This is a genomic window from Nonomuraea rhizosphaerae, from assembly GCF_019396405.1.
In the GTDB taxonomy this organism is placed as follows: Bacteria; Actinomycetota; Actinomycetes; order Streptosporangiales; family Streptosporangiaceae; genus Nonomuraea; species Nonomuraea rhizosphaerae.
The window spans coordinates 1-10,432 of the sequence record NZ_JAHKRL010000145.1; the positions used below are offsets into that span (position 1 = coordinate 1).

The following is a 10,432-nucleotide window of genomic DNA, read 5'->3' on the forward strand; positions in this document are numbered from 1 at the left end:
CGAGGCGCGGACCTTGGCGCCGTCGTCGGCGACCAGGCCGAGCGCGGCCGACAGGTCGCGCAGCTCGTCGACGTTGATCTCCTCGCCGAGCTGGCCGAGCGCCTGCCAGGGGGTGATGCCGACGATCCTGGCGCCGCTGAGCGCCTCACGGATGCGCGACATCGCCCAGTTGGGCTGGTCGCCGCTGACCGAGACGGCCATCATCAGGGCCTCGGGCACGCCGCGGCCGCCCGCCAGGTTCATCGAGACGAGGTCGAGGAAGGCGCCGACGACGTGCCTGAAGTCGCGCCTGCGCGCCGCCGCGTCCCGCCGCACCTGGAGGTCGGGCAGGAAGAAGAAGAGCAGCGCCACGACCACGGCGCTCCAGAACGGGACCGTCAGGGACGTGCCCCACTCCATCAGCACGAGCCAGGCGAACAACAGCGGGAAGGCCAGCAGCCCCGCCGCCGCGAGCAGCGCCTTGGTGGCCAGGAAGCCCTCGAACGAGCGCCCGACCAGCGCCAGGTCGGCCTTGACGGAGCGGACCTCCCAGCCGCGCGCCTGGTAGAGGCGGGCCAGCCGGACGCCCAGGCCGCGGCGGAAGGCCGAGACCTCCTCGTCCGGCAGCACGAGCTGGATGCGCGGGGAGTCGGCGTCCTCGCGGACCGCCTCGATCGCCAGCAGCCGCGCCACCAGCCCGGGCCGGGCCGGGAACAACGCTCTGATCAGCAGGAACAGGCCGATCCCGAACGTCCCTCCGGCCAGCACACCCTCAACCATCGCCGCCCCCCATGAGCAGTCGCGTCGGCTTGTCGAAGCGGGCGAGCCTGCGCATCCAGGCGAACCCGGCGCCGAACAGCCCCGCCACCACGGCCAGCACCGCCTGGCCCAGGAAGCCCGTGTACTCCTGCACGTACGAGGGGTTGAACACGACCAGCGCGCCCGCGAAGACCAGCGCGGTGATCACCACGATCTGGACGCTTCGCCTGGTGGCCCGGCGTTCGGCCTCGACGCGGCGGCGCATGTCGAGCTCCTCGCGGGCGGCCACCGCCAGCGCGCCGAGCACGTCGCGCAGGCCGGGGCCGCGCAGCTTGGCGTTCAGGATCAGCGCGGCCACCACCAGGTCGGCCGAGGGGTCGTCGAGCTCGTCGGCGAACAGCGCGAGCGCCTGCGGCAGCGCCATGCGGGTGTGCAGGCGGTCGGTCAGCGCGCGCAGGTGCGGCCTGAGCATGGGCGCGGCGGCCCTGATGGAGGACGGGATGGCCTGTTCGAGCCCGGCGGCCCCGGCGATCGTGTCGCGCAGCGACTCCGTCCAGGCGGCCAGGCCCTCCAGGCGGCGCATCGCGGAACGTTCCTCCGCCGCGCCGCCCGACAGGCCCCGCCAGGCGAACACCAGCAGCACCGTCCCCACCGCGGCCACCGGCCAGCCGGTCACGACCAGCACGACCGTGGCGGCCACCGCGGCGATCGCGGTGCGCGTGGTCAGCGTCTTGACCAGGCCGCGCTTGGGCCTGCTGGGCCGCGGGCGCATCCCGTACAGGGACATGAACAGCAGCAGCACCCCGCCGCCGGCGACGGCGCCGGCGATCATGGCGAACGGGTCGAGGCCGATCACAGCCAGCCTCCCGGGTTGTAGCCGTGGGCGGCCAGCTCCTCCAGGCAGGACACGGGGGCGTGCGGCGTCGCGGTGCCGTCCGGGCCGGGCACGAACACCTCGCTGGACAGGACCCGGCCGTCGCAGCCGTTGACCTCGCGGATGCTGGAGACGAAACGGCGCAGCGTGCCGCCGCGGCTGTAGTCGTTGCGCTTCTCGATGAAGACCACGAAGTCGATCGCGCCCGCGATGAGCATGTGCGTGGCGTCGATGGGCAGCCGCTCACTGGCCTGCAGCGCGTACGTGGAGATGCGGTTGAACACCTCCATGCTGGAGTTGGCGTGGATCGTGGACAGCGAGCCGTCGTTGCCCTGCGTCATCGCGTTGAGCATCGTGACGATCTCGTCGCCGAGCACCTCGCCGACGATGACGCGGCTGGGGTTCATCCTGAGCGAGCGTCTGACCAGCTCGGCCATGGTGATCTCGCCCTGACCCTCGGAGTTGGGCAGGCGCTGCTCGAAGGCGACGACGTTGGGGTGCAGCTCGGGGAACTGGTCGAGCCCCAGCTCCAGGGCACGTTCCACGGTGATCAGGCGCTCGTGCTGCGGGATCTCGTTGGCCAGCGCCCGCAGCAGGGTGGTCTTCCCGGCGTTCGTGGAGCCGGCGATCATGACGTTCTTGCGGGCGCCGACGACCGCGCTGAGGAACCTGCCGACCTCCGGGCTGATCGTGCCGTTGCCCACGAGGTCGGACATGAACACCTTGCCGAGCCGGGCGCGGCGGATCGAGACCGCCGGGCGGACCGTGACGTCCATGACCGCGCTCAGCCGCGACCCGTCGGGCAGGCGCAGGTCGAGCTGCGGGTTGGCGGTGTCGAACGGCCTGCTCGACAGGCCCGAGTACGCCGCCAGGATCTGGATCAGCTCGACCAGCTCGTCGTCGGTGTCGGCGACGGGGTCGCGCATCAGCTCCTGACCGTCGGCGTAGCTGACGAAGACGCGGTCGCAGCCGTTGATGTCGATGTTCTCGACCTCGGTGTCGTCGAGCAGCGGCTGCAGGCGGCCGACGCCGAACAGCGCGGCGTGGATGCCCGCCGCCAGCGCCTCCTCCTCCTCGACCGTGGGAGGGGTGCGGCCCAGACCGATCTCGCTGCGCGCGTGCTCCTCCAGGACCTGGGAGATCAGCGCCCTGGCGAACTGGCGCTCGTCCTCGCCGGTCATCGCCTGCAGGCCGTTGGCCTGGTCGAGTCTGCGCTGGTGGGCCAGGCGGTCGCCGACCTCCTGGCGGAAACGCTTGACTAGGGAGTGGTCGATCACGGGTGGCTCACTCTCGCGAGGGCTGCCGTACGTCGGACCGTTGTACGGGGGGCGGGCCGCGGGAGGTTGAACGCCATGCCGAATTCGTCTGGATTTCTCACGGTTGGCTCACCTGGCTCACGTGGCTTACCAGTCGTCCCGCCAGGTCGCGTGCCGTGCGGATGAGCAGGCAGCGGTCCAGGCGCCCGCCCCACTGGCCGCGCAGCAGCTCGGCGCCCTTGGGGTCGTGCGCGAGCCCGGCGACGAACTTGACGCTCGGGCCGACGATCCTGCGCACGTCGTCGATGGAGGAGCGGTAGTTGCGCGGGTCGGCGATCACGGCGACACCGTGCGCCTTGGTGATGGACAGGCGCTCGCGCAGGTGGGCGACGTGGTCGAGGGTGGCCCTGGTGAGCAGCACCACCTGCTCGGCCTGCGCCATCAGGTCGCCGATCTGCGGGTGCCCGCCCAGCCGGCCGCAGTCGGCGATCACGTCGGCGTCCGGGATCCCGGCCAGCGCCCTGCCCAGCGGGCCCCACAGCCAGGTGAGCCCGGTCGCCTGCTCGCCGTGGGTCAGCCCGGCCAGCACGTCCAGCCCGCCGACGATCTTCTGCGTGTGCTGGTGGACCTGCGCGGGCTCCAGGCCGCGCCGGGCCGTCGCGGCCAGCGACAGCAGGCCCTTGCCCGGGTTGAGCACGCCGCCGTCGAGCGCGGGCAGCCGGTAGGCCAGGTCACCGCCCGCGGGGTCGCACTCGGCGAGGAGGACGGGACGCGGCCAGACCGCCGCGAGCGCCGTCGCGGCAGTGGTCACACCCGGCGCGCCCTTGTCGGCGGCCAGTACGATCAGCGCCACGTCAGCGTGCTCCCGGGAGCTCGGCCACCGCGACCTCGCCGGCGGATGCGTACTGGAGGATGGCGGGCGAGGCCGCCGCGTCCACGATCACGGTGATCTGCAGTGATCCGCCCGCCCTGCCGCCGTCGCCGACGGACTGGACGAGCGCGCTCTGCGCGAGCACCCGGCTCTCGGTCTGCGTCGTACGGCCCGGCACGTACACCACCTGCACCCGGTCGCCCTGCTGCAGGCCCGACGGCGCTTGACCCGGCTTGAGCGCGAGCCCCACCTTGGCCTTGCCCGGCCCCAGCTCGGCGCTGGCCCTGACGCCCATCTCGTTGGTCAGGAGCGTGCCGGGCAGGATCGTGACCGCGGCGAAGCTCTTGAGCACCTCTGTCCGCTGCGACCAGCTCACGTAGCCGATGCCGGTGTTGGCGATCTGGACCTCCTCCAGGGCGTTGGCGGTGAACTGCTGGCCCGCGCCGATCTGCTGGGTGATCCGGATCGCGGAGACCCGGTCGCCGCTGCGCAGCACGAGCAGCGTCGTGGCCAGCGCGCCACCGAGTATCAGGAGCACGGCCAGGGCGGCCAGGGCTGGTTTGCGTTCGCGGGGTGGCACGGGGAGCTTGCGCGAGGCAGGGCCGGACAACCCCGCCGTGTTGACGGCAGGCTTTTCACTGGTCCTCATGGGTGGGGGGCTCCCATTGTGAATTGTCGAATTCACGCCATTATGTGCACCCGGATGTGCGGGCGGGGCTGGAATGCGAGGAACCATGCTCGTTTCGCAGGTGGCGCGGTGTCAACCAGAAATAATCGATGCCTATTGTTTCTAGCGAGTTGACTGCGACGCTTTTTTCACGATATGTGCGGCGATCGGTGGACGGGACGGGCGCATTTTTTACTGACCGCCGATATCTGCTCCCTGGGTCGCGCTACCTGGTGCGCAGGGCGGTGGGGCACGTCGGCGGCCTCCGGCGCCGCTGCCCCGGCGCGCTCACCCGTCGCATTTGTCACGCCATTCACTTCTTTAACAGGCGTCAATTCCGTGCGACCCAATCACCGGCTGTCCACAGGGCTTAATTGCCTGCGCGAGTTGTCCACAACTCGGGTCTTCCATGCTTTTGCTGCCAACCGGCGGGCCTAATCTTCCTTCGGGCGCTACTTTGGCGCCGAGGCCCGATCAAGGAGACGCCACATGCGGATCATGCTCACCGTGCTCGGGGAGCAAGGCGACCGTGACGTTGTGATCGAGGGCGCCGACGACGCCACGGTGGCGGGGGTGAGCGAGGCCCTCCTGGGGCAGGCTCCCCTGGCCACGGTCGTCCGGCTGCCCAGGGCCCGTGCGCCGTACGGCATGTCCGCCGCCGACGTCCCGGCTCCCCGGGCGCCCGGACGCCACACCCGCTCCTCGTCCGGGGCCGACCGGTTCGCCCCGCACCCCGCCGAGGCGCCCGGCGGGCGGGCGGACGGGGCCGGTCACGGCGGTGGCGCGATGTGGCGCAACGGGCGGCCGCTCGACCCGCGCGCCCCGGCCAGGGCGGTGCTGCACGACGGCGACAAGGTGACGCTCGACCCCCACCTGGCCCGCTCCACGATCACCGAGGAGCCGGGCGGCGTCGCCGAGGTGCGCGTGGTGGGCGGCCCGGCCGCGGGCGCGGTGCACCGCCTGGGCCTCGGGGTGCACGTCATCGGGTCCGACCCGATGTGCGCGATCACCGTCGCCGACCCCACGCTCGCCCCCGAGGCGGCCGTGCTGCGGGTCTCGCCCGACGCGATCACCGTCGGGCCGGTCGTGCGGCGGCTGCCCCAGCAGGGGCAGCGGCTCAAGCTCAAGGGCCGCTGGGCCGACGAGGTCGCCGAGATGACCGCCAGGGTCGCCGAGCGTGAGGCGGCGGAGCTGACCCCGGCCGACCACCAGCCGCCCGAGCTGGCCGCCACGCCGCTCTCCGAAGCCGTCGACTGGCCCGAGCACGCGTTGCTGACCTGCGGCTCGTCGGTGTTCACGCTGACCGCGATCGAGCCGCAGGACGCGCACCTGGCGCCGCTGCTGGAGGGCGGCGTCGCCTACAACCGTCCGCCGCGGCTGCGCAGGCCCGAGCCTCAGCGCGCGTTCGAGCGGCCCGCCGAGCCGACCCGCAACGAGGGGATGCGGCTGCAGCTGCTGGCCGCGTTCCTGCCCGCGGTGCTCGGCCTGTCGCTGGCGTACTTCCTGAAGCAGTGGTACTTCCTGCTCGTCGCCCTGATGACGCCGGTCATCATGATCGGCCAGTGGTGGAGCGACCGCCGCCACGGCAAGAAGCAGCACAGGAAGGCGCTCAAGGAGTACAAGGAGCGCCTGGACGCCTACGACCAGGCGGTCGAGCGGGCCAGGGCGGAGGACGAGCTGATCAGGCGCTCCGACGCGCCCGACCCCGCGCAGGTGCTGCTCACCGCGACCGGGCCGCGCAGGCGGCTGTGGGAGCGGCGCATCCACGACCCCGACGCGCTGCGGCTCAGGGTCGGGCTGGCCGATCTCCCGGCCAACCTGGAGCTGTCGGAGGAGAGGAGCCGCGACAAGATCTCGCCGCCGGTCTGCCGGGCCGTGCCCGTGGCGCTGGCCATGCGCAGGCTCGGCGTCGCGGGCGTCACGGGCCCGCGCGACACGGCGATCGGCCTGGCGGGCTGGCTGATCGGCCAGGCGGCGACCCTGCACAGCCCGCGCGACCTGGCGATCGTCGTGCTGTCCGCGCACGGCGACGGCGAGCGCCGCTGGGGCTGGATGCGCTGGCTGCCCCACTGCGCGCCGCGCGGCGGCGAGGACTGCGTGGCCCTGGTCGGCGCCGACCCGGAGTCCGCCGCGCGCCGCGTCGCCGAGCTGGCCGCCCTCATCGACGAACGCCAGAACACCGCCATCCCCGAGCTCGGCAAGATCCCCACCGGCTGGGACGACCTGGGCGGCAAGGAGCCGCCGGCCTTCTCCACCTACGACGTGCGGCCCTACGACGTCCTGGTCGTCCTCGACGGCGCCCAGGCCCTGCGCGGGCTGCCCGGCATGCCGCAGATCCTGCGCCAGGGCCCGCGTTCGGGCGTCTTCACCCTCGCCATCGACGACGACCAGCGCCTGCTGCCCGAGGAGTGCGCCACGGTCGCCGCGTGCGCCGCCGACGGCCACGTCCTGCTCCAGGGCGGCGGCCTGGAGGTGATCGGCCCGGTCCTGGGCGACCTGGTGTCACCGTCGTGGTGCGACCGCATGGCCAGGGCGCTGTCCCCGATCCGCGACGTGAGCAGGGACGACCCGTCGGGCAACCTTCCCGGCGCGGTCCGCCTGCTCGACCTGATGGGCCTGCGCGCCCTCTCCGGCCGCGACCTCACGACCCGCTGGCACGGGCCGGGCTCCACCAAGGCCGCCATCGGCGTCGGCCCCGACGGCGTCTTCTCCGTCGACCTGCGCGTGGACGGCCCCCACGGCCTCATCGCGGGCACCACCGGCGCGGGCAAGTCGGAGCTGCTGCAGACGCTGATCTCCTCGCTCGCGGTGGCCAACCGTCCTGACCAGCTGACGTTCGTGCTGGTCGACTACAAGGGCGGGGCGGCGTTCAAGGAGTGCGTACGGCTGCCGCACACGGTCGGCATGGTCAGCGACCTCGACGGCCACCTCACCCGCCGGGCCCTCGACTCCCTGGGCGCCGAGATCCGCCGCCGCGAACGCATCCTGCTGGCCGCCGGGGCCAAGGACATCGAGGACTACACCGGCGAGCCGCTGCCCAGGCTCGTGCTGATCATCGACGAGTTCGCCGCGCTGGTGGCCGAGCTGCCCGACTTCGTCACCGGCCTCGTCGACATCGCCCGCCGGGGCCGCTCCCTGGGCATCCACCTGATCCTCGCCACCCAGCGCCCGGCGGGCGTGGTCACGGCCGACATCCAGGCCAACACCTCGCTGCGCATCGCGCTGCGGGTGACCGAGCCCGCCGAGTCGTCGGACGTCATCGACATGCCCGACGCGGCCCACATCTCCAAGTCCACCCCCGGCCGGTGCTACGTGAAGTCGGGCGTGGGCGCGGCCGTGGCCGTCCAGACAGCCCGCGTCGGCGGCCGCAGCCCCCTGGCCGGTGTCACGGCCGGTCCGGGCTCGCCCGACCTCCCCGACCCGGGCGGGCAGCTGCGGGTGATCGAGGTGAAGTGGCGCTCCCTGGGCAAGGCGCTGCCCGTGCGCCCGGAGCCCCCCGAGAGCACCTCCACGGTCACCGACCTCACGATCCTGGCGGACGCGCTGATCGAGGCCGCACGCCTGACGGGCATCCCGGAGCAGCCACGGCCCTGGCTGGAGCCGCTGCCCACGACCTTGGTGCTGGCCGAGATCGCCGCTCCGCTGGGGCCCGGCACGCTCACCGCGACACCCACCGACACGGGGATGTCCGCCCTGTCGAAAGCCCTCGCCACCCCACGAACGGCCACCGGCCCGGCATCACCCGCCACATCCCCCAAGGGCACCGGGACGACGCATCTCTCGGGGCTGGGGCAGCGCTCCGGGCCGGGGCAACGTTCTGGGCTGGGCCGGCGCTCGGAGACGGGCCGGCACTCCGACGCGGATCACCGCTTGGACGCCGACCGGCGCCGCTCAGGGGACCTCCATTCGGAAGACGATCGGCTCTCGGGAAGCGACCGGTCTTCGGGCGATGGTCAGGCTTCAGGCCGCGGCCGGTCTTCGGGCGGCGGTCGTTTCGCTGAGGTCGGGCCGTTGCCCTTCGGGCTGATCGACCGGCCGTGGGCGCAGGATCGTCGGCCCTTGGCGCTGGACCTGACGCACGGCGGTCACCTGCTCATCGCAGGGGCGGCCCGGAGCGGCCGATCGACCGCTCTGCGGACCATCGCGGGGGCCATCGCCGCCCACGCCTCCCCCGCCGACGTGCACCTGCACGCCATCGACTGCGGGTCGGGCGCGCTGCTGCCGCTGGTGGCGTTGCCGCACTGCGGCGCGGTCGTCACGCGCGACCAGCTGGACCGCGTCGAACGCCTGCTGTCCCGGCTGCGCGCCGAGGTCGGGCGACGGCAGCAACTGCTCGCCGAAGCTGGACACGCCTCGCTGGCCGAATACCGCCAGGCGGGCCACCGGCTTCCCTGGATGGTGCTCATGGTGGACCGCTGGGAAGGGTTCGTGGCGGCCTTCGAGGGCTACGACTACGGACGCCTCACGGAGTCGCTGCTGCAACTGCTCAGGGAGGGGCCGGCGGTGGGGCTGCGGGCCGTGGTGACGGGCGATCGCTCGTGCCTGCTCGGCCAGGTCTCGACGGTCTTCGACGACCGGCTCGTCCTCCGCCTGGCCGACCAGTCCGACTACGGGCTGGTCGGCATGCCGCTCAAGGAGCTGCCCACCTCGATGCCGCCCGGCCGGGCGCTGTCGATGGGCGAGCACGGCATCGTCGAGAACCAGATCGCCCTGCTGGACCACGACCCCTCGGGCCCCGCCCAGGTGGCCGCCCTTCAGGCCCTCGCCCGCGCCGCCACGCCCCTCCGCCGCGTACCGCCCCACGGCGAGCCGTCTTCTGGGGAGCCGAGGTATGGGGAGTCAGCGTATGAGGAGCCTGCGTACGGGGAGCCTGCGTACGGGGAGCCTGCGTTTGAGCCTCCGTTGCGGGTCGACGCGTTGCCGATGCGCATCACCGCGAGCCAGGCCATGGACCTGGAGCCGGGGTTCCGGCCTCCGTCCCCTCTGTGGGGGCTGGTGGGCGCGGGGGGCGACGCGCTCGCCCCGATGGGGCTGGATCTGCTCGCGCACGGCCCCGGAGCCGTCGTGGCCGGCCCCGCGCGTTCGGGGCGGTCGTCGGTGCTGATGACGATCGCCGGGTCGCTGATCTCGCACGGCACGCCGGTCATCGCCGTCGCCCCTCGTCGCAGCCCGCTGCGTACGCTGGACGGCGCCCTCGCGGTGCTCGACGGCAACGGTGTCGACGGCGACGGCACGGGGCTGCAGGAGCTGATCGCCGAGCGGGACCGCTACGTGGTGATCGTGGACGACGCCGAGCTGGTCAACGCGGACTCCCCGCTGGGGACGGCGCTGGAGGAGGTGCTCCGGTCGGGCAGGGACGGTGACCATGGGCTGATCATCGGCGGTTCGACGGGGGACCTGGCGACGGCGTACCGGGGGTTCGTGGCGGAGAGCAGGAAGTCGCGTACCGGGGTGCTGCTGTCGGTGCAGAGCCCGGCCGACGGAGACCTGTTCACGATCCGCCTGCCGCGCGGCGCGGTCGGCGGCCCGCCGGGACGGGGTCTGCTGGTCGCCATGGGGAACATGACACCCATCCAGACAGCCGTCCCAGACGCTCCTCCGAGTGGATAGGGACGGACAGGGCGAATAGGGGTGACGCTGGGAGAGGGCATGGCAGCCGACGCCATACGTGGCCGCCGGCCCGACGCGGTGGCCGGACGCCCCGATGGTGGGCGGCGGTCCGCCGAAGGGTCAGCCGATGCGGTGGTTGACCACGCCGTCCGTCTCGCCGCCCCACACGTCGTCCTCCTCGTGCAGCCACGTCCCGTTCTCCTGGCTGCGTTCCTCGTTGCCCTGGCCGCCCGCGCCCATGGGCATGAAGGGCATGCCCATGCCGGACAAACCGCCTGCCTTGGTGGAGGCGGCGCCGGGGAGAGGGGCGGACAGGCCGCCGTCGCCTCGGGAGGTGGTGAGGGGGACGCCGGTGGTCGGCGAGTAGCCGGTGGACGGCGAGTAGTTGGTGCCGTTCGGGGAGCCGGTGGTGGCGG

At 72.9% G+C, this 10,432-nt stretch carries 7 protein-coding genes; 1 reads left to right on the top strand and 6 read right to left on the bottom strand.

Annotated features, from left to right (window positions below):
• From KME77_RS07030 to KME77_RS07050, 5 genes are all read right to left on the bottom strand, one after another.
• The coding region (locus KME77_RS07030) for a type II secretion system protein (RefSeq protein ID WP_219463130.1) at positions 1–759 on the bottom strand (759 nt) is incomplete at its 3' end.
• Positions 752–1,594, bottom strand: a complete 843-nt coding sequence (locus tag KME77_RS07035; RefSeq protein WP_308250594.1) for a type II secretion system F family protein — start codon at positions 1,592–1,594, stop codon at positions 752–754. The genes KME77_RS07035 and KME77_RS07030, both read right to left, overlap by 8 nt.
• The gene (locus KME77_RS07040; RefSeq protein WP_308250595.1) at positions 1,591–2,889 is read right to left on the bottom strand and encodes a TadA family conjugal transfer-associated ATPase; all 1,299 of its coding nucleotides are present in this window, start codon (positions 2,887–2,889) and stop codon (positions 1,591–1,593) included. Before KME77_RS07040 ends, KME77_RS07035 begins: the two co-directional genes overlap by 4 nt.
• 97 nt (positions 2,890–2,986) lie before the next feature.
• Positions 2,987–3,721, bottom strand: coding sequence for a CpaE/TadZ family protein (locus KME77_RS07045; RefSeq protein WP_219463131.1), 735 nt, complete (start codon positions 3,719–3,721; stop codon positions 2,987–2,989).
• A 1-nt stretch (position 3,722) separates the two neighbouring features.
• Positions 3,723–4,388 carry a hypothetical protein gene (locus KME77_RS07050; RefSeq protein WP_219463132.1) on the bottom strand — a complete coding sequence of 222 codons (666 nt, stop codon included), beginning with the start codon at positions 4,386–4,388 and terminating at the stop codon, positions 3,723–3,725.
• A gap of 507 nt (positions 4,389–4,895) precedes the next feature.
• Between KME77_RS07050 and KME77_RS29090 the strand changes: the two genes are divergently transcribed.
• Positions 4,896–10,016, top strand: a complete 5,121-nt coding sequence (locus tag KME77_RS29090) for an FtsK/SpoIIIE domain-containing protein (RefSeq protein WP_246609324.1) — start codon at positions 4,896–4,898, stop codon at positions 10,014–10,016.
• Between the two features lie 120 nt (positions 10,017–10,136).
• On the opposite strand, the gene KME77_RS07065 is transcribed toward KME77_RS29090, so the two are convergent.
• Positions 10,137–10,432, bottom strand: a 296-nt coding sequence (locus tag KME77_RS07065) for a hypothetical protein (RefSeq protein WP_219463133.1), incomplete at its 5' end; no start/stop codon positions are given.

What these genes read in the sequence shown, in the direction of transcription:
- KME77_RS29090 (WP_246609324.1), top strand. Translation starts at nt 4,896, where the DNA reads ATGCGGATCATGCTCACCGTGCTCGGGGAGCAAGGCGACCGTGACGTT.
- KME77_RS07050 (WP_219463132.1), bottom strand. Translation starts at nt 4,388, where the DNA reads ATGAGGACCAGTGAAAAGCCTGCCGTCAACACGGCGGGGTTGTCCGGC.